At 63.4% G+C, this 19,093-nt stretch carries 20 protein-coding genes; all 20 read right to left on the bottom strand.

All coding sequences use genetic code 11. From position 1 onward, the window contains the following. Entirely contained in the window at positions 1-777 is a 777-nt protein-coding gene (gene fliR, locus ACI7M0_RS07765; RefSeq protein ID WP_010955080.1) for a flagellar biosynthetic protein FliR, read from the bottom strand. 7 nt (positions 778-784) lie between these two features. After that, the gene (gene fliQ / locus ACI7M0_RS07760; RefSeq protein ID WP_014590156.1) at positions 785-1,054 is read right to left on the bottom strand and encodes a flagellar biosynthesis protein FliQ; all 270 of its coding nucleotides are present in this window, start codon (positions 1,052-1,054) and stop codon (positions 785-787) included. Between the two features lie 21 nt (positions 1,055-1,075). Beyond that, positions 1,076-1,831 (bottom strand): flagellar type III secretion system pore protein FliP, encoded by a 756-nt coding sequence (fliP, locus tag ACI7M0_RS07755; protein WP_003254415.1) that lies wholly within the window; start codon positions 1,829-1,831, stop codon positions 1,076-1,078. Then, positions 1,831-2,265 (bottom strand): flagellar biosynthetic protein FliO, encoded by a 435-nt coding sequence (gene fliO, locus ACI7M0_RS07750; RefSeq protein ID WP_050545952.1) that lies wholly within the window; start codon positions 2,263-2,265, stop codon positions 1,831-1,833. The genes fliP and fliO overlap by 1 nt, the downstream gene beginning before the upstream one ends. 12 nt (positions 2,266-2,277) lie before the next feature. Next, a complete protein-coding gene (gene fliN / locus ACI7M0_RS07745) occupies positions 2,278-2,742 on the bottom strand; it encodes a flagellar motor switch protein FliN (protein ID WP_003254417.1) in 465 nt (154 codons plus the stop codon). A gap of 47 nt (positions 2,743-2,789) precedes the next feature. Then, on the bottom strand, positions 2,790-3,758 hold the full coding sequence (fliM, locus tag ACI7M0_RS07740; RefSeq protein ID WP_003254418.1) for a flagellar motor switch protein FliM: 969 nt from the start codon (positions 3,756-3,758) through the stop codon (positions 2,790-2,792). Positions 3,759-3,767: 9 nt separating this feature from the next. Further along, positions 3,768-4,265, bottom strand: a complete 498-nt coding sequence (gene fliL, locus ACI7M0_RS07735) for a flagellar basal body-associated protein FliL (RefSeq protein ID WP_064491804.1) — start codon at positions 4,263-4,265, stop codon at positions 3,768-3,770. Between the two features lie 218 nt (positions 4,266-4,483). Continuing rightward, positions 4,484-5,749, bottom strand: a complete 1,266-nt coding sequence (locus ACI7M0_RS07730; RefSeq protein WP_129932580.1) for a flagellar hook-length control protein FliK — start codon at positions 5,747-5,749, stop codon at positions 4,484-4,486. Between the two features lie 71 nt (positions 5,750-5,820). Beyond that, entirely contained in the window at positions 5,821-6,168 is a 348-nt protein-coding gene (locus ACI7M0_RS07725) for an Hpt domain-containing protein (protein WP_004577674.1), read from the bottom strand. Between the two features lie 48 nt (positions 6,169-6,216). Next, complete coding sequence (locus tag ACI7M0_RS07720) at positions 6,217-7,908, bottom strand: fused response regulator/phosphatase (protein ID WP_129932581.1); 1,692 nt, start codon at positions 7,906-7,908, stop codon at positions 6,217-6,219. A gap of 8 nt (positions 7,909-7,916) precedes the next feature. After that, a complete protein-coding gene (locus ACI7M0_RS07715; protein WP_129932582.1) occupies positions 7,917-8,222 on the bottom strand; it encodes an STAS domain-containing protein in 306 nt (101 codons plus the stop codon). Positions 8,223-8,531: 309 nt separating this feature from the next. Beyond that, complete coding sequence (gene fliJ / locus ACI7M0_RS07710) at positions 8,532-8,984, bottom strand: flagellar export protein FliJ (RefSeq protein WP_129932583.1); 453 nt, start codon at positions 8,982-8,984, stop codon at positions 8,532-8,534. Between the two features lie 6 nt (positions 8,985-8,990). Next, the gene (gene fliI, locus ACI7M0_RS07705; RefSeq protein WP_010955088.1) at positions 8,991-10,346 is read right to left on the bottom strand and encodes a flagellar protein export ATPase FliI; all 1,356 of its coding nucleotides are present in this window, start codon (positions 10,344-10,346) and stop codon (positions 8,991-8,993) included. Continuing rightward, positions 10,336-11,127, bottom strand: a complete 792-nt coding sequence (gene fliH, locus ACI7M0_RS07700) for a flagellar assembly protein FliH (protein ID WP_064491807.1) — start codon at positions 11,125-11,127, stop codon at positions 10,336-10,338. The genes fliI and fliH overlap by 11 nt, the downstream gene beginning before the upstream one ends. Before the next feature lie 162 nt (positions 11,128-11,289). After that, a complete protein-coding gene (fliG, locus tag ACI7M0_RS07695; RefSeq protein WP_003254434.1) occupies positions 11,290-12,309 on the bottom strand; it encodes a flagellar motor switch protein FliG in 1,020 nt (339 codons plus the stop codon). Next, on the bottom strand, positions 12,302-14,080 hold the full coding sequence (gene fliF, locus ACI7M0_RS07690) for a flagellar basal-body MS-ring/collar protein FliF (RefSeq protein ID WP_104961049.1): 1,779 nt from the start codon (positions 14,078-14,080) through the stop codon (positions 12,302-12,304). Before fliF ends, fliG begins: the two co-directional genes overlap by 8 nt. A gap of 15 nt (positions 14,081-14,095) precedes the next feature. Beyond that, positions 14,096-14,428 (bottom strand): flagellar hook-basal body complex protein FliE, encoded by a 333-nt coding sequence (gene fliE / locus ACI7M0_RS07685; RefSeq protein ID WP_003254438.1) that lies wholly within the window; start codon positions 14,426-14,428, stop codon positions 14,096-14,098. A gap of 264 nt (positions 14,429-14,692) precedes the next feature. Then, positions 14,693-16,048, bottom strand: coding sequence for a sigma-54 dependent transcriptional regulator (locus tag ACI7M0_RS07680; protein ID WP_129932584.1), 1,356 nt, complete (start codon positions 16,046-16,048; stop codon positions 14,693-14,695). Next, the gene (locus tag ACI7M0_RS07675; RefSeq protein ID WP_064491810.1) at positions 16,048-17,265 is read right to left on the bottom strand and encodes a PAS domain-containing sensor histidine kinase; all 1,218 of its coding nucleotides are present in this window, start codon (positions 17,263-17,265) and stop codon (positions 16,048-16,050) included. Before ACI7M0_RS07675 ends, ACI7M0_RS07680 begins: the two co-directional genes overlap by 1 nt. 202 nt (positions 17,266-17,467) lie before the next feature. After that, the gene (fleQ, locus tag ACI7M0_RS07670) at positions 17,468-18,943 is read right to left on the bottom strand and encodes a transcriptional regulator FleQ (RefSeq protein ID WP_003254443.1); all 1,476 of its coding nucleotides are present in this window, start codon (positions 18,941-18,943) and stop codon (positions 17,468-17,470) included. Between the last annotated feature and the right edge of the window lie 150 nt (positions 18,944-19,093).

Below are 19,093 nucleotides of genomic sequence, written 5' to 3'. Positions count from 1 at the left end.
TCAGCGCACCCTCGCCAGCTCACGCAGCCATTGCAGCGTTTCGCTGGCCAATGCCTGATAGTGGGACAGGACATCGGCCAGGCCGACCCAGAAGATGAACATGCCCATGACCAAGGTCAGCGGGAAGCCGATGGAGAAAATGTTCAGCTGTGGCGCGGCGCGGGTCATTACGCCAAAGGCAATGTTCACCACCAGCAGCGCAGCGATCACCGGCAGAATCAACAGCAGGCCGGCACCGAACACCCAGCCCATGCGCCCGGCCAGCTCCCAGAAGTGATTGACCACCAGCGCACTCCCCACCGGCAAGGTGGTAAAACTTTCGGTCAGTACCTCGAACACCACCAAGTGGCCGTTCATCAACAGGAACAACACACTCACCAGCATGGTCATGAACTGACTGATTACCGTGACGTTGACCCCGTTGGCGGGGTCGACCATCGACGCGAACGCCATACCCATCTGTACCGCGACGATTTGCCCGGCAACCACGAAAGCCTGAAACAGCAACTGCAAGGCCAGGCCAAACAGCGCACCAACGATGATCTGCTCGGCGCACAGCAGCATACCGCGCAGGCTCAACGGGTCGAACTCGGGCAGCGGCGGCAATGCCGGCACGATCACCACGGTCACCGCCACCGCCACGTACAGGCGAATCCGCGCCGGCAACATGCGGGTACCGAAGATCGGCATGGTCATCAGCACCGCAGTCACCCTGAACAACGGCAGGATGAAGGTGGCGACCCAGGTGCCAATCTGCGTGTCGGTCAGCTCCAGCATCGCCGCGTCAACCAATGAGCTGCGGGATGTTGGTGTAAAGGGTGGTGAAGTACTCCATGAACTTCTGCACCAGCCACGGCCCGGCGATGATCAGCGTGATCAGCATCACCAGCAGGCGCGGCAAAAAGCTCAAGGTCTGTTCGTTGATCTGCGTGGCAGCCTGGAACATCGCCACCACCAGGCCCACCAACAGGCTCGGCACCACCAGCACGGCGACCATGAGGGTGGTCAGCCACAGGGCATCACGAAACAGGTCGACAGCGACTTCAGGTGTCATCGGCGGCTCTCCTTGACGGCGTCAGACGCCGCCGAAACTGCTGGCCAGGGTGCCCATGATCAACGCCCAACCGTCGACCAGCACGAACAGCATGATCTTGAACGGTAGCGAGATGATCAGCGGCGACAGCATCATCATACCCATGGCCATCAGCACACTGGCCACGACCATGTCGATGATCAGGAACGGGATGAAGATCATGAAACCGATCTGGAACGCCGTCTTCAACTCGGAAGTGACGAACGCCGGCACCAGGATCGTCAGCGGCACCTGGTCGGGGCCGGCGATGTCGGTACGCTTGGACAACCGCATGAACAGGTCAAGGTCGCTTTGCCGGGTTTGCGCCAGCATGAAGTCCTTGAGCGGCCCCTGGGCCTTGTCGATCGCCTGCTGGGCAGTCATCTGCTCCTTCAGGTAAGGCTGCAGCGCGTCCTGGTTCACCCGATCGAACACCGGCGCCATGATGAACATGGTCAGGAACAGCGCCATGCCGGTCAGCAACTGGTTGGACGGGGTCTGCTGCAGGCCCAGGGCCTGGCGCAGGATCGAGAACACGATGATGATGCGGGTAAAGCTGGTCATCAGGATGACGAACGCCGGGATGAAGCTCAGCGCGGTCATGATCAGCAGGATTTGCAGGCTGACCGAATATTCCTGTTGCCCGTCCGGGGTGTTGGACAGGGTGATGGCCGGGATCGACAGCGGGTCGGCGGCCAGGGCCAGCGGCGCAGCCAGCAGCAGCGCCAGAGTCAACAACGTACGCAGCGCGCCGCTCATCACTTGTTGTCCTTAGGGTCCTTGCCCATCAGCTCCATCAGCCGCTGGGCAAACTCCGGCGTCGCCTGACGGACGCTTGCCGGCACTTCCACGGGTTCGGCCAGTACGTGCAGCGCTTCGATACTGCCCGGGGTATGGCCGATCAGGATCTGCTCCTTGCCCACCTGCACCAGCAGCAGGCGGTCACGCGGGCCGATGGCACGGCTGCCGACAATCTCGATCACCTGCCCGCCCTTCACTGCGGTGCTCTGCAGGCGCCGCAGCAGCCAGGCCAGAAAGAAGATCAGGCCCACCACCAGCAGCAGGCCCAAGACCATCTGCGCCAGCTGCCCGCCAAGACTGCCAGGTTGAGCCGCCGGGGTGGCTGCTGGCGTGGCCGCAGCCAGGCAGGCGTGGCTGGCGAACAGCACCGCTGCCGCAGCGATGGCGCGCATCGTGCCCTTCACTCAGCGCAGCTTCTTGATACGTTCGCTGGGGCTGATCACGTCGGTCAGGCGGATGCCGAACTTTTCGTTGACCACGACCACTTCGCCATGGGCGATCAGCGTGCCGTTGACCAGCACGTCGAGCGGCTCGCCGGCCAGGCGGTCGAGCTCGATCACCGAGCCCTGGTTGAGCTGCAGCAGGTTGCGGATGTTGATCTCGGTGCTGCCCACTTCCATGGAAATGTTCACCGGGATGTCCAGGATCACGTCCAGGTTCGGGCCTTCGAGGCTGACATTTTCGTTCGGCTTCGGCGAGCTGGCGAATTCTTCCATCGGCAGGCGGCCCGGGCCGCTGCTGCCGGTGTCCCCGCCCAGCAGCGCATCGATGTCGGCCTGGCCGGCAGAACCGGTTTCTTCCAACGCTGCGGCCCACTCATCGGCCAGTGCCTGGTCCTCCGGGGAGGTGATCTCGTTTTCGTTAGCCATGATTTCCTCGACAGGCATTCAATTCGTTATAAGCGACCGGCACACCGTCAGCGGCGTTCGATCGGGTCGATGATCTGCAGGGCCAGGTTGCCCTTGTGCGAGCCCAGCCGCGCCTTGAACGCTGGCACCCCGTTAGCGCGCAGCACCAGGTGCTCGGGCAGCTCGACCGGGATCACGTCACCCGGCTGCATGTGCAGGATGTCGCGCAGCTTCAGCTGGCGTCGGGCGACCGTGGCGGTCATTGGCACGGCCACATCCAGCACGTCCTCGCGCAGGGCCTTGACCCAGCGCTCGTCCTGGTCGTCCAGGTCCGACTGGAAACCGGCATCGAGCATTTCCCGCACCGGCTCGATCATCGAGTACGGCATGGTCACGTGCAGATCGCCGCCGCCACCGTCCAGTTCGATGTGGAAGGTGGACACCACCACCGCTTCGCTGGGGCCGACAATGTTGGCCATGGCCGGGTTGACCTCGGAGTTCATGTACTCGAAGCTGACCGGCATGATCGCCTGCCAGGCTTCCTTCAGGTCGACGAAACACTGGTCCAGCACCATGCGCACCACACGCAGTTCGGTCGGGGTGAACTCACGCCCTTCGATCTTGGCGTGGCGGCCATCGCCGCCAAAGAAATTGTCCACCAGCTTGAACACCAGCTTGGCGTCGAGGATGAACAGCGAAGTGCCGCGCAGCGGCTTGATCTTGACCAGGTTGAGGCTGGTGGGCACGTACAGCGAGTGCACGTATTCGCCGAACTTCATGACCTGCACGCCACCCACGGCCACGTCAGCGGAGCGGCGCAGCAGGTTGAACATGCTGATACGGGTATAGCGGGCGAAGCGCTCGTTGATCATTTCCAGGGTCGGCATGCGACCCCGCACGATACGGTCCTGACTGGTCAGGTCGTAGCTTTTGATACTGCCAGGCTCGGATGCACTCTCGGTCTGCACCAGCCCGTCGTCGACACCGTGCAACAGGGCATCGATTTCATCCTGGGACAGCAGGTCCTGTACGGCCATTGCGGACTCCTACTGCAATACGAAATTGGTGAACAGCAACTGGTCGATGACCGGCTTGCCGACTTCCTTCTGCGCCACTTCCTGGACCACCGCGGTGGCCTTCTGGCGCAGCATCTCCTGCCCTACCGGGCTGCTGGCGAGGGTGTCGAACCCTTGCCCGGAGAACATCATCACCAGGTTGTTGCGGATCACCGGCATGTGCACCTTGAGGGCATCCAAGTCGGCCTGGTTACGCGCCTGCAGGGTGATGCTCAGCTGCATGTAGCGCTGGCGGCCGTTCTGGTTGAAGTTGACCACGAAGGCAGGGGTCAGCGCCTCGTAGATCGCCGCTGGCTTGACGTTGCTGGCGGTGGCCTCGGCGGCCGGAGCCGGCTCGCTCTTGTGCATGATGAACCAGGTAGCGCCCACCGAAAGGCCGATCGCCAGCAACAGGCCGACGACAGCCAGCAGGATCAGCTTGAGTTTGCCTTTAGTGGCGGGGTCTTTGACTGCTTCGCTCTTCGCCATGCCAATAATCCGTCGTCCATCGGGGGTTCAAAGGAGAATGGCTTGGCTTGAGCAAGTGTTATGCCAGATTTTGCAGGGGATGGATTCCAGCAGGTTTTGCGGTGCTGGCTTCTTCGCGGGCACGCCCGCTCCCACAGGTACTGCACAGGGTTCGAAATCAACGAGATTCCTGTGGGAGCGGGCTCGCCCGCGAAGAAGCCAGCACAGGCCAACAGTTATCAGGCGTAGTAATCGACCGCACTGTCGCCGACAACCACCTGCTGCTCCAAAGGCCGGGCGCTATCGACCGCTTCGGCCCCACCCTGCTCGGCCCGGCGCGCCGCCACCCCGGAAAGGTTGCTGCCCTGGGCCTGCCCCTGCTGTTGTTGCTGCCCGCGCGACTGGTCAGCCACGTTGACATCCGGCTGCGCCAACCCCTGCTGGGCAAACAGTTCGCGCAGGCGGTGCACCTGGCTGTCGAGGGCGTCACGTACGCCGGCGTGGCCGCTGATGAAGGTGACCTGGGTGGCCTGGTCCGCCGCAACATTGACGCGAATGTCGAGGCGACCGAGTTCTGCCGGCTCCAGCTGGATATCAGCCGACTTGAGGTTCTGGCTGGACAGGTACATGACCCGGTTGACCAGGCCCTCGGCCCAAGCGTTCTGGTTCATCGGCAATGGCTGATGCAGCGGGTTCGAAGTGGCCGGTACGGCGTTGGCGGTCTTGGCCGTGGCCGCCTGGGTCAGGCTGGCCAGGCGGTTGGCAAAATCATCGATGCGGGTGTCGCTGCTGGCGCTCTTGGTGTCTTTCAGGCCGTCTTCAAGCAAGGCGCCAAAGGCCTTGCCACCGGATTCAGCGCTTTCGCCATCGGTATCCTCGACCAGATTCGCCAAGGTATTGACGGCTGCCTGCCCTTCCTCGCCCTGAGCCTGGGCAGCATCAAGGGCATGTGCAGAGGTGCCACCTTTGGCCTGGGCACTGTGCTCCAGCGCCAGGCGCAGGGTCGGCAGGTTGGCCAGGGGGTCAGCATCCGGATCGAAGGCTTCCTCGGCGGACGGCTCTCCAGGCAGTGCCGCGGCAACCTGGGTTTGCGCCGTGGCCGCCTGCAGCACGGGCGCCACCGCCTCGGCCTGCGCCTGGATCAGTTGTGCGCCAGGCTGGGCATCAGTGACCTGACCGGCCACCAGGCTGGCATCACGCACACCCGTATCGGCCTGGGCCGAATCCTCTTCTGGCAACTTGTTGCCGTCATCGGCAACTGCAGCTTTGCCAGCCGGGTCTTTCTTGCCGCCAGCTGCCGCATCAGGTTTGTCCTTGGGCTTGGCCTGAGCGACCTTGTCGTCCTGCCCGGTAACCTTGTCGCGGCCCTGCCTGGCCATCACCTGGCCAAAGGCATCGCCCTTGTCACCCAGCGCCTGCAACGGTTTGTCCGCCTGCACGGTGGCCGAACGCGAGGTTTTGGCAATGGCATTGGCTTGCAGCAAAGGGTTGGGTGCGACAGGCATCGAGCGGTCTCCGCGCCAGAAACAAAAAATCATTCAGGCAGAGACAGGCAAGACTCGCGCCAACTCGCGTATCAGCCTGCGGAAATACGTTGCTGCTCACCACGGTAAAAGTGCTGCACCACGACGAATTCCATGTCGATGCGGCTGATCAAGTCTTCAATACCGTACAACGGGGGCCGCCGCGCGCGCTCTTCGAGCTGCTGACACAGGCTGGCCAAGGCCACCGCGCCCATGTTGCTGCTGCTGCCCTTGAAACTGTGGGCTGCCGCGCCAAGCTCCTCGGCGCTTTTGGCCGCGTGCAACTGCCCAAGACGCCGCTCCGAGTCGTCCAGAAAAGTCTGCACCAACTGCAGGTAGCCATCTTCCATGACCTCACGCAGGTCACTGAGTACCTTGTGGTCAATATGCATGTCAGTCACTTGTTCACTCCTTGATCAAGCCAGATTATGCCCGAGCCAACCCGTGGCTCACCATACGAACTCCACATGCGCGCAACGCCCGCCCTCACTCCAGCGCGCGTCACTGGCCAACTGCCGCACCAGATTCAGACCGCGGCCGCTCAGCCCCTGGTCCGGCGAAGGCCGCGCAAGCACGCGCTGCACGTCGAAGCCGGCACCGCTGTCGCGCACTTCGATCATCAGACGCCCACCGCCGCCATGCGGTTCAACCTTGAAATCGATGCTTACAAAGCCTTCGGTCAGCGAACCCAGGCGCCGGGCACGCTCCTGGTAATAGTCGGTAAAGCCTTGCACATCGCGCTTGAGCTGCGAGTTCAGGCCCAGCACACCATGCTCCAGCGCATTGGAATACAACTCGCTAAGCACACTGTGCAGGTTGCCGGTACGTGCGCGCAGGCCATGAATTTCTTGCAACAACTGCACCAGGTACGGCACAGGGTTGAAGCGTTTCAGGCTTTCGCCACGCACCTCGAAGCTCAGCGACCAGTCCAGCGGGCTGGAGCGGCCACTATCAGAGTAGATCATCGGGGCCGCCACCCGCTCCTCGGCAGTGAACATGCGAATATCGCACAAGCTGATGTCATCGCGTGGCTGCCCACCAAAACGCTCCAGGGCCAGCATCAGCTCATCGAACAACTTCACCGGGTCGCGGTTGTCGGCCAGCACCGCTCGCAGGCGCTGTACGCCAAACAGGCATTCCTGGTCGTCGGCGGTATCGATCACACCGTCTGACAGCAGCAACAGGCGCTCGCCCGGTGCCAGCGGCAACACCTCCGTGCTGTCATCGAAACGCTCAGCGGCCAGAATGCCCAGCGGCAGGTGCCGCGAACTCAGTGCCGACAGCACTTGGCCATCCACCGACAGGCGATAGCCATCAGGCATACCGCCATTCCACACCTCCACCGAGCCGCGCTGCATGCTGAGGTTGAGCAGTAGCGCACAGCAGAACATATCCACCGGCAGGATGCGCTTGAGCTTGGCATTCATCTCGCGCAGGATCTGCGCCATGCCGTAGCCCTTGGCGGTCATGCCGTAGAACACCTCAGCCATCGGCATGGCGCCGACCGCCGCCGGCAGGCCGTGACCGGTGAAATCGCCAAGCAGCACACGCATGTCGCCGGCCGGGGTAAATGCCGCCAGCATCAGGTCGCCATTGAACAGCGCGTAAGGCGATTGCAGGTAGCGAATGTTGGGCGCAGAAAGGCAACCAGAGTGGGCCACCTTGTCGAACACCGCCTTGGCGACCCGCTGCTCGTTAAGCAGGTGATGGTGATGCCGGGTGATCTGGTCACGCTGTTCCAGTACCGTTGCCTGCAAGCGACGCAGGCGGTCCATGGCGCGAATCTTGGCAGCCAGGATCACCGCGCTGTAGGGCTTGGCCATGAAATCATCGCCCCCCGCCTCCAGGCAACGCACCAGGCCTTCTTCTTCATTCAGCGACGTCAGGAAAATGATCGGCACCAGCGCTTCGCCAGCCAATGCCTTGATCTGCCGCGCCGCCTCGAAGCCATCCATGACCGGCATCAGGGCGTCCAGCAGCACCAGTTGCGGGCGCCGCTCGAGGTACAGCGCTACCGCCTGCTCACCGTTTTCAGCGGTGAATACCTGATGCCCCTGGCGGCGCACGATCTGCGCAAGCAGAAGGCGATCGACAGCACTGTCTTCGGCGACCAGCACGGTTAACGCCTGTTCGGCCGGCATGTCGGCGCTCAACTGATATTGAAGAGTTTTTCGAAATTGGAGATGGCGAGAATCTTGCGCACATCGGAGCTGGCATGCACTACCCGCACATCCGACTCGTCGCCGCCCGCGTGGTCGCGCAGCAACAGCAGCATGCCGAGCGCGGAGCTGTCGAGGTAGGTGGTGTCCTTCAGGTCGACGACCACCGAATCCGGCCGCCTGGGCTGGCGTTCGTAGGCGTCGCGAAACTCCTGATGCTTGCCGAAATCGAAGCGCCCCTTGATCTTGATGGTCAGCTTTTTCCCGTCCTGCGAAAAATCAGTCTCGACTGCCATGCTAGCGATTCCTTCGATGATGGCGGATGCAACTGCTTTAAGGTTTAGCAGGCGATGGTGGGGGAGGCAAGCGGATGCAGGCTCAGGGCGTTGATGGCCTGTGCCGGCCTCTTCGCGGGTGAACCCGCTCCTACAATCAATCGGTGGTGTCGCCCAATACCGTGGTAGGAGCGGGTTCACCCGCGAATAGGCCGGACCTGCCAGCCAATATACCCGGTCATACACCGTCGCAGCCGCCACCGCATTCGCGGGCAAGACCTCTCATTTGTTTCGGGCCAATTATTCCGCTGCAAGGCCTGCGGCGAACACCTATAGCTGGTTTTGCCGCGGCAGGCGCTGCGACAGCTCATCCAGCAAGCGCTGCTCGCGCTTGTCTTCAGCGCGCCGGGCCTCGTCCTGGTAGCGCTGTACCAGCTTGCGCAAACCTTCCACCCGGGCATAGGCCTGCTGCCATGTACCACGGGCGTTATTGAGGTTGTTCTGGTGCCAGACCAGGCTCTGGCGCTGCTGGGTCATGGCCGTTTCCAGCTGCCCCAGAAAGCGCTGGTAATTGACCAGCCAGCTGCCATTGACCCCTTGCCCGCCGCGGTTGATCCACTGCAGCTGGTAATCCTCGCGAAAGCGCTCCAGCTCGGCCAGCTTGGTCTGGGCCGTGGCCACCTGCTGCTGGAAATGGCCAAGGCGCTGAGCCGCCTTGCGCTCGGCCTCTTCGGCCATGTCCACCACCGGCGCCAGGCGCGCGGCACGTCCGGGCAGCGCCATGGCTTATCAACCTGCCGGGGGCGTGAAAATCGCCCCCAGCTGTTCGCGGCTCTGCGCCATGCCCACGTTCTCGCGCAGGCCCTGGCGCAAAAACTCAACCAGCTTCGATTGCAAGGCAATGGCCAGGTCGGTCTCCGGATCACCGCCGGCTACATAGGCGCCCACGCTGATCAGGTCGCGGCTTTGCGACAGGCGCGACCACAGTTGCTTGAACTTCTGCGCCTGGCGCAAGTGGTCGGCATCGACCACTTGGGGCATGACCCGGCTGATCGACGCTTCGATGTCGATGGCCGGGTAATGGCCTTCCTCAGCCAGCCGACGCGACAGTACAAAGTGGCCGTCAAGCACGCCCCGCGCCGAGTCGGCGATCGGGTCTTGCTGATCGTCGCCTTCAGACAGCACGGTATAGAACGCAGTGATCGAACCACCGCCAGGTTCGCCATTGCCTGCCCGCTCCACCAGCTTGGGCAGCTTGGCGAACACCGAGGGCGGGTAACCCCGGGTGGCTGGCGGCTCGCCGATGGCCAGGGCAATTTCCCGCTGGGCCTGGGCGAAACGGGTCAACGAGTCCATCAGCAACAGCACATTCTTGCCTTTGTCGCGGAAGTACTCGGCAATGCGTGTGCAATACATGGCGGCGCGCAGGCGCATCAGCGGCGCATCGTCGGCCGGCGAAGCCACCACCACCGAGCGCTTGAGGCCCTCTTCACCGAGGATGTGCTCGATGAATTCCTTCACCTCGCGCCCCCGCTCCCCGATCAGGCCGACCACGATGATTTCGGCTTCGGTGAAACGGGTCATCATGCCCAGCAATACCGATTTACCCACACCGGTACCGGCGAACAGGCCTAACCGCTGGCCACGGCCGACGGTAAGCAGGCCGTTGATACTGCGAATGCCCACATCCAACGGCTTGCTTATAGGGTCGCGGTTGAGCGGGTTGATCACCGGGCCGTCCATCGGCACCCAGTCCTCGGCCTTCATCCCGCCCTTGCCATCCAGCGCACGGCCGGCGCCGTCGAGCACCCGGCCCAGCATGCTCATGCCCATGGGCAGACGGCCGCCGTCATCCAGCGGGACGACCCGGGCCCCTGGGGCAATCCCGACGATGCTGCCCACCGGCATCAGAAACACCTTGGGCCCGGCAAAGCCCATGACTTCGGCCTCGACCTGCACGGGGTGGTAACTGTCGTCATTGATCACCAGACAGCGGCTGCCCACTGCAGCACGCAGGCCTTCGGCTTCCAGGGTGAGGCCGACCATACGCAGCAAGCGGCCTTCGACGATGGGCTGGGCCGGCAGCTCGATGGCCTCAGCGTAAGTGCCCAGGCGCTTGCCGAAGCTGGTGCGTTCAAGGCGCATCTGGGCTGTCCACGGTACGCTCGACCGGCGCGTCCAGGTCTATCGACATGTCTGGCGCCGCCGGGTGCAGGGAATGATCGTGCAACTGGTCGAACAGCTGCGCCACCGCTTTTTCGATACGCGTTTCCATGGTGGCATCGATACGGCTGTGGGCCGTCTCGATGCGGCAACCACCCGGCAGCAGCGCGCTGTCTTCCAGCAGCCGCCAGTTCTCCTCATGGCGTTCGCGCAGGGCCTTGGCCAGCTCGAAATCCTGCGGGTTGAGGTGGATGCGGATATTGTCCGCGCCCATGGGCAGCAGCTTGAGCGCTTCGCGCAGCACCTGAGTGATCTGGCTGGAATCGTTGCGTAGCTCGCGGCCGATCACCTGGCGGCTCATGTGCGCGATCAGGTGCACCAGGCTTTTCTCGATCTGCGTGTCCTGCTCGGCAATCGGCTCCATCAGGTTGGCCATCAGCCGCTCGAGGCTGTCGAGTTTGGTTTTCAGGGCCTCTTCGGCCTCCTGGCGAACCTTGAGCTGGGTGCTGTGGAAGCCCTCGCGCTCACCGGTTGCGAAGCCCTCGTTGTAAGCCTCCTGACGGATGGCTTCGAGCTCTTCCAGGGTCAGTGGCTGGACTTCTTCCAGCGGCACTTCCTCGACTTCCTCGATGACCTCGGGCTCAGGCTCAGGCTCCGGTTCGGGCTCCGGTTCCGGGTCGAAGCTTGGCAGCGTCCACACATCCACGCCCTCGAGGTCGCGGGCACGGATCAGGTCGCTGGGGTGGTGTTCTTTGGTGGGCATGCTGTCATGTTCTCAAACCATGTTTGGCCGACACGGTCCCTTGTAGGAGCGGGTTCACCCGCGAATGCGTCGGCAGCGACAACCTCGATTGCCAGGACCGACGCCTTCGCGGGTAAACCCGCTCCAACAAAAGGCGGCGTCGGCTATGGGATCGCGAATACCTTAGATCATTTCCTCGGCGCCCTTGCCGCCGAGCACGATCTCGCCGGCCTCGGCCATGCGCCGGGCAATGGTGAGGATTTCTTTCTGCGCGGTTTCCACGTCGCTGACCCGTACCGGCCCTTTGGCCTCCAGATCGTCGCGCAGCAGCTCCGAAGCACGTTTGGACATGTTCTTGAAGATCTTGTCCTTGACCCGCTCGTCGGCGCCCTTGAGCGACACCACCAACACGTCGGAGGACACTTCGCGCAACAGCGCCTGGATGCCCCGGTCGTCGACGTCGGCCAGGTTGTTGAAGACGAACATCAGGTCTTCGATCTGCTCCGACAGGTCGCTGTCGATTTCGCGGATCGCGTCCATCAGTGCGCCTTCCACCGAGCTGTCGAGGAAGTTCATGATGTCGGCAGCACGCTTGATGCCACCCAGGGTGGTGCGCGCGGCGTTGGAGTTGCCCGAGAACTGCTTCTCGAGGATCTGGTTCAGCTCCTTCAGCGCCGCGGGTTGCACGGTGTTCAGCGATGACACGCGCAGGACGATGTCCAGGCGCACCTTGTGGTCGAAGTTGCTCAGCACTTCACCGGCCTGGTCGGGGTCGAGGTAGGCGACCACGATGGCCTGGATCTGCGGGTGCTCGTAGCGGATCACGTCGGCCACGGCACGCGGTTCCATCCACTTGAGGCTGTCCAGGCCGCTGGTATTGCCGCCGAGCAGGATGCGGTCGACCAGGCCGTTGGCCTTGTCCTCGCCCAAGGCCTGGTTGAGCATCTTGCGGATGTACGCATCAGAACCGACGCCCAGGCTGGTCTGGTCGCCGACGATGTCGACGAACTCGCTCATCACCTGTTCGACCTGGTCACGGTGCACATTGCCCATCTGCGCCATGGCCACACCCACCCGCTGCACTTCCTTCGGGCCCATGTGCCGCAGCACCTGGGCCGCATCGGTCTCGCCCAGCGAGAGCAGGAGGATCGCCGCCTTGTCGACGCGGCTCAGCTTGGCGGTAACGGCTCGGTTATCACTCATCGGCGTTGATCCAGTCTTTCACGACCTGAGCCACACGGCCCGGGTCTTCGGCCACCAGGCCTTTGATTGCGTTGAGCTGTGCCTCGTAACCCTCGCTCGGGCTAGGCAGCAGAATGCTTGTCGGGCCACCCAGGCTGACGCGGTCGTTGGCCAGTTCGCCATCCAGACCCATCATGCCGCCCAGCTCCATGTCACTGTCCGGGGCAGCCTGCTTGCCGCCCCCGGTAATGTTGTTCAGCACTGGCCGCAGCACGCCGAACACCAGCACCAGGATGAACACCACGCCCAGCACCTGCTTGACGATATCCCAGAACCACGGCTGCTGGTAGAAGGCGATATCGGCGATTTCCTCGCCACGGTCGGCGGCGAACGGCACGTTGATCACCGTCACGCTGTCGCCACGACTGGCATCGAAGCCAACTGCGTCCTGCACCAGGCGGGTAAAGCGCGCCAGGTCCTCGGCGCCCCATGGCGCACGCGTGGTATCGCCAGTGGCCGGGTCGATCTTGACCTGGTCGTCCACCACCACCGCTACCGACAGGCGGGTCATGCGCCCCTGCTGCTGGCGAGTGTGGCTGATGGAACGGTCCAGCTCAAAGTTCTTGGTGCTCTGCTGACGTTTGTCTGACGGGTACGGCGCGAGCATCGGCTGACCGGTGGCCGGGTCCATGATCTGCTGGCCGTTGGCATCCACCAGCGGTTGGCCAGGCTGAATGGCGGCAGCCGGGGTAGCCGCGCCACCGGTGGTCTGCGGTGCCGAAGCGGCGCCTGGCGGCTGGTTGCTCAGCGCGCCAGGCACGCCTTGAGGGCCTTGGCTGCTGGCACGTTGTTCGTCAACCGACTGCTCGCTGCGCAACGCCGGCTGGTCGGGGTTGAACTGTTCGGAGGTGGACTCGACCGCGCTGAAGTCGAGGTCGGCGGACACTTCGGCCTTGTAGCGGTCGTTGCCCAACACCGGCTGCAGAATGTTGTGCACACGCTGGGTGAGCATGCTTTCCACCCGGCGGCTGTAGTCGAACTGTTTGCCGGCCTGGGTCAGCGCGGAATCCTGAATCTGTTCGGACAGCAGGTTGCCTTTCTGGTCGACGACGGTGACCTGGGATTTGTCCAGTTCCGGCACGCTGGTAGCGACCAGGTTGACGATGGCCATCACCTGCCCGGCTTCCAGTGCCCGGCCTGGGTACAGCTCGACCAGTACCGAGGCGCTGGGCTTGCGTTCATCACGCACGAACACCGAACTTTTCGGGATGGCCAGGTGCACGCGCGCGGCCTTGACGTTGTTGAGGCTGGAAACGGTACGGGCCAGTTCGCCTTCCAGGCTGCGGCGGTAGCGGGTAGCTTCCATGAACTGGCTGGTGCCCAGGCCCTGCTCCTTGTCGAGCAGCTCGAAGCCGACATTGCCGTCGCTCGGCGCCACGCCGGCGGCTGCCAGTTTCAGGCGCGCACGGGAGAGGTCGTCGGCCTTGACCAGCAGGGCACCCGAGTTGGGCTCCACGTTATAGGGGATGTCAGCAGCGGCCAGGGTGTCCATGACCTGCTTGGTGTCCATGCCCGACAGGCTGCCGTACAACGGACGGTAATCGGGTTGTTGCGACCACAGCACCACGGCAAAGCCGATGGCCACGCTGGCCGCCAGGCCGACCAGGAGGCCGATCTGGCGCAGCATGGGCATCTGCGAGATGTTTTCCAGAAACGCCATGCCAAACAGCGGCGGCTTGGCCGCTGGCGAGCCAGCTTTGGCGGGGGCGTTTTCGACGACTGCTTCAGCCATGGGTTACATCCGTCCTCAAACCGGCATCTGCATGATGTCCTGGTACGCCTGGACCAGCTTGTTGCGTACCTGGGTCATGGCTTGCATCGACACGCTGGCCTTTTGCGAAGCGATCATCACGTCAGTCAGGTCGACGCCGCTCTTGCCGATTTCGAACGCGTTGGCCAGTTGGGTCGAGGCCTGCTGCGTCTCATGCACCTTGCCGATGGCCTGCCCGAGCATGTCGGCGAAGGTGCTTTGCCCTGGCGCCAGCTCGGGGGCGGCAGTTACCTTGGGCAGCGACATGGCATCGGCCTGCATGGCCCGCATGTCCAACATCAGACGATTGAATTCAACACCTTGGCTCATGACCCTTCTCTCTCCTGCGGCCGCATTTTTTTGACAGTCATGCGGCGAATGACCTACCTAAAGCAACAAAGGTGCCAGCCTTCGCAACTCATTTGCCCAGAGATCACACAATTCCTGTGGGAGCGGCCTTGCGTCGCGATAGGGCCGCAGAGCGGCCCCGGCGATCTTTGCGGCGGAGCTGAAGACCTGGGACCGCTTCGCGCCCCATTCGCGACGCAAGGCCGCTCCCACAGAGGTCCGCGCCAGTTGCAGATGATTTGCCAGTCAGCCGAACAGGCTGGCCTCGACGTCAAACCCGGCATCGCGCATCTGCGCCAGCTTGTAGCGCAACGTCCGCGGACTGATCCCCAGGCGTTCGGCCGCCTCTTTGCGGCGGCCGCGCTCGGCGCGCAGGGTGTCGATGATCATCTGGTACTCGTGGCGACGCATGTCATCCCCCAGGCCGCCGGCATCAGCAACCACCTCGAGAGATGGCTCGGTGCCAGACGACAATGGAATGGCGCCTGCCAGACAAAAATCCGCCGCCTCGATCACGCCACCCTGCTGCAGAATCAACGCCCGCTGCAGGGCGTTGTCCAGTTCGCGCACGTTGCCCGGCCAGGCATATGCCTGCAGGCAGGCCCGAGCCGCTGGCGAGAGGCGCACCGGGGCATGCTTCATCTTGGCCACATGGCGCGCCAGCAGGCGCTCGGCCAACTGCAGGATATCGCCCGGCCGCTCACGCAGCGGGCGCCAGGCCAGCGGGAACACCGACAGGCGGTAGTACAGGTCTTCGCGGAAGCGCCCGGCCGCCACCTCGCCGGCCAGGTCGCGGTTGGTGGTGGCCAGCACCCGAATGTCCAGACTGATCGGCTTGCGCCCGCCTACCCGCTCCACCTCGCGCTCCTGCAGCACACGCAGCAGCTTGGCTTGCAAGGCCATGGGCATTTCCGAGATTTCGTCGAGCAGCAGGGTGCCGCCTTCGGCCTGCTCGAACTTGCCCGCCTGAGCCGCGATAGCACCGGTGAAGGCACCCTTCTCGTGGCCAAAGAGGGTGGCCTCGAGCATGTTGTCGGGGATCGCCGCGCAGTTGATCGCCACGAAGGGTTGCGCCGCACGCGGCGACTGCTGGTGAATGTAGCGCGCCAGCACTTCCTTGCCAGTACCAGACTCGCCGGAAATCAGCACGGTCGAGTCACTGCGCGCCACACGGGCCGCCAGCTCCAGCAACTGGCGACTGGCCGGCTCGCAGGCCACCGGCCCTTCTTCGCCGGTCACACGCCCGGCGGCATGCCGCTCCACGAGGCTGAGCAGCGCCTTGGGCTCGAACGGTTTGACCAGGTAGTCGGCGGCGCCTTGGCGCATGGCCTCGACTGCACGCTCGACGGCGGCATGCGCCGTCATCAACAGCACCGGCAACTGTGGCTGCTGGCGGCGCAGCTGGCTCAGCAACTGGTGCCCGTCCATACCGGGCATGTTGACGTCACTGACCACCAGGCTGAACGCGTCTTCGAGTACGGCCTCCAGCGCTTCTTCGGCACTGCCCACTGCCTGGTAGGCGAAACCGCCGATTTCCAGGGTATCGCCCAGCGCCTGGCGCAATACGCGGTCATCCTCGACCAGCAGCACCTTGATTGCCATTACACCCCCTCCGCCAATTGCCCGTCGATCAACGGCAGCTCTACCCGCACGCAGGTACCACGGCCGACTTTCGAGCGCAGGTTGATCGTGCCCTGGTGCGCACGCACCACCGCCTTGACCACGGCCAGGCCCAGGCCGGTACCGGTTGCCTTGGTGGTAAGGAACGGCTCGCCCAAACGGCCGAGCAAGCCTGCATCGATGCCGCTGCCGGCATCGCTGACGCACAGGTGCAAGCTACGTTCGCGGCGGTACAGGTGCACCTTCAGCCGCGCCGGGCCATCGCTGGCCTGCAGGGCATTTTCAATCAGGTTGAGCAAGGCGCCGACCAGGGTGTCGCGGTTGCACAGCAGCTCACCCAGATGACTGTCGCACTGCCAGCGCACGGCGTGCCCCTGCACATGCGCCTGGGCCGCCTGCTGCAGGGCCTGGAACAGCGCTTTCGGGGTAACCCGATCCCCCAGCGGCAACTCGCCACGGGCAAACACCAGCATGTCGCGCACCTGGTGTTCCAGCTCGTGCAGGCGTTCCTTCAAGGTCGCGGCGAAACGCAGGCGGGTTTCCGCGCTCAGCGCTTGCTCGCTATCGGCCAGGTGGCTGGCATACAACATGGCTGCCGATAGCGGTGTGCGGATCTGGTGGGCCAGCGAGGCAACCATGCGCCCCAACGACGACAGCCGCTCGTGGCGAGCCAGCTGGTCCTGGAGGCGACGGGTTTCAGTCAGGTCGTTGAGCAGCACCAATTGGCCAGGCTCGGCATCCAGCGAGCGGGTGGCGATCGACAGGCGGCGACCGTCGCGCAGCGAGACTTCGTGGCCGTCGTCCTTGCGCGGGGCAAAGCTACGGGCGATCACCTGGCGCCACAATTGGCCGATCAGAGGCTCACCGAGCAACTCGCAGGCGGCCGGGTTGGCTTCGCGCACCAGGCCCTGACCATCGATCACGATCACCCCGCCAGGCAGCAAGTCCAGCAGGTTCTGCAGGCGGTTGGCCAGGCGTTCCTTTTCACTCAGTTCGTCGATGCGCTGGGCGCTGACCACGGCCAGCTCACCTTTGAGCTCACTGACCCGGGCTTCAAGCAGGCTGTAGGACTGGCTCAGCTGGCTGGACACCTGATTGAACAGGGCAAAGGCTTGCGCGATACCCTGGCCGCTGTCCTGCGCGACCGGGGTTTGCCCCTGCTGATCGGGGGCTCGGGATACGTGGGCGGCCTGGGGCATCGTGCTCTCTCGCGTGGCTGACCGTCATAAAAACGGTGTGTTGCCAGCGGTGTAGCAATAGCCGTGCCGGAGATAGGGATTTGTACCGGCCTCTTCGCGGGCAAGCCCGCTCCCACAGGGATATCACCGAATTGAAGATGTGTATCGATCCTGTGGGAGCGGGCGTGCCCGCGAAGAGGCCGGCACAGGCAACCGCCAGGCTTCAATCTTCCGCCTGTTCCTCGCCACCTTGGCGGCTCATGCCGTACTTGCGCATTTTCTCGACCAGGGTGGTACGGCGAATACGCAAACGTTCAGCCGCGCGCGCAACGATACCGTTGGCATCGTCCAGCGCCTGCTGGATCAGGCCCTGCTCCAGGCTACCCAGGTAGTCCTTGAGGTCCAGGCCTTCGGGCGGCAGCATGGCGTGGTTGCTGAAGTTTGGTGTGTGGCCATTGATCGCCACGCGCTCTTCCAGGTCGCTGCGCAGGCTGTCGACCATCTGCTCGTCTTCGTCATCGACATAGCGGAATTTCTTCGGCAGTTCCGACACGCCAATGACCCCGTACGGGTGCATGATCGCCATGCGCTCGACCAGGTTGGCCAGCTCGCGCACGTTGCCCGGCCAGCCGTGACGACACAACGACATGATCGAGGCGGAATTGAAGCGAATGGAACCGCGCTTCTCGTGCTCCATGCGCGAAATCAGCTCGTTCATCAGCAACGGGATGTCTTCCACCCGCTCACGCAACGGCGCCATTTCGATAGGGAACACGTTCAGGCGGTAGTACAGGTCTTCGCGGAAGGTGCCGTCCTCGATCATGGTTTCGAGGTTCTTGTGCGTCGCAGCGATGATGCGCACGTCGATGCTCTGGGTCTTGTTGCTGCCCACGCGCTCGAAGGTACGCTCCTGCAGCACACGCAGCAGCTTGACCTGCATCGGCAACGGCATGTCGCCAATTTCATCGAGGAACAGGGTACCGCCGTTGGCCAGCTCGAAACGCCCGGCACGGCTGGTGATGGCCCCGGTAAAGGCGCCCTTCTCGTGGCCGAACAGTTCGCTTTCCAGCAGCTCAGCCGGGATCGCGCCACAGTTGACCGGCACGAACGGCGCTTCGCGGCGCTTGGAATGGTAGTGCAGGTTACGCGCCACCACTTCCTTGCCGGTGCCCGACTCACCCAGGATCAGCACGCTGGCGTCGGTATCCGCCACTTGCTGCATCATCTGCCGCACGTGCTGAATGGCACGACTGGTGCCAACCAGGCTACGGAACAGATTGGGCTCGCGCTGGCGACCGCGCTCGCGCGCCTGATCATACATTTCGCGGTAGACCTGGGCACGGTGCAGCGAGTCAAGCAGCTGGCTGTAGCTTGGCGGCATTTCCAGGTTGGAAAGCACCCGGCGGCGAAGGTCTTCCGGCAGCTCGGCAGAAGAAATTTCACCTAAAAGCAGAACCGGAAGGAACTCATCCCAGGTAGCCACTGTCTTAAGCAACCCAAGCAGATTGCCCGGAGCATTTACGGTGCCGATGAGCACGCACAGCACTTCGCGGCTCGAGGACAATGGCTCGACCGCCTGCTGCCAGTCATGGCTGGCACACGCGAGGTTTTCTTCGCCGAGGAAGTTCAGCACCACCGCAAGGTCGCGGCGGCGCGCGCTGTCGTCATCGATCAGCAGAATCTTGGTTTCACGCCACATGCAATAGCAACTTCCCTAGTCATATCGGCGCCCTGCAGGGGCGTGCTCGACATCATTCCGACTGAATGGTCAGTGTTCGGACGTCTGAAATTCGAAAACAGCCACTAGTAAAGTCAAAAAGGCCCACACAGTCAAATTTATGGCGCCTTT

Origin of the sequence: Pseudomonas sp. 10(2024), assembly GCF_045164175.1 — a bacterium.
Classification (GTDB): Bacteria; Pseudomonadota; Gammaproteobacteria; order Pseudomonadales; family Pseudomonadaceae; genus Aquipseudomonas; species Aquipseudomonas alloputida.
This window is presented reverse-complemented; position numbering and strand designations above follow the sequence as displayed.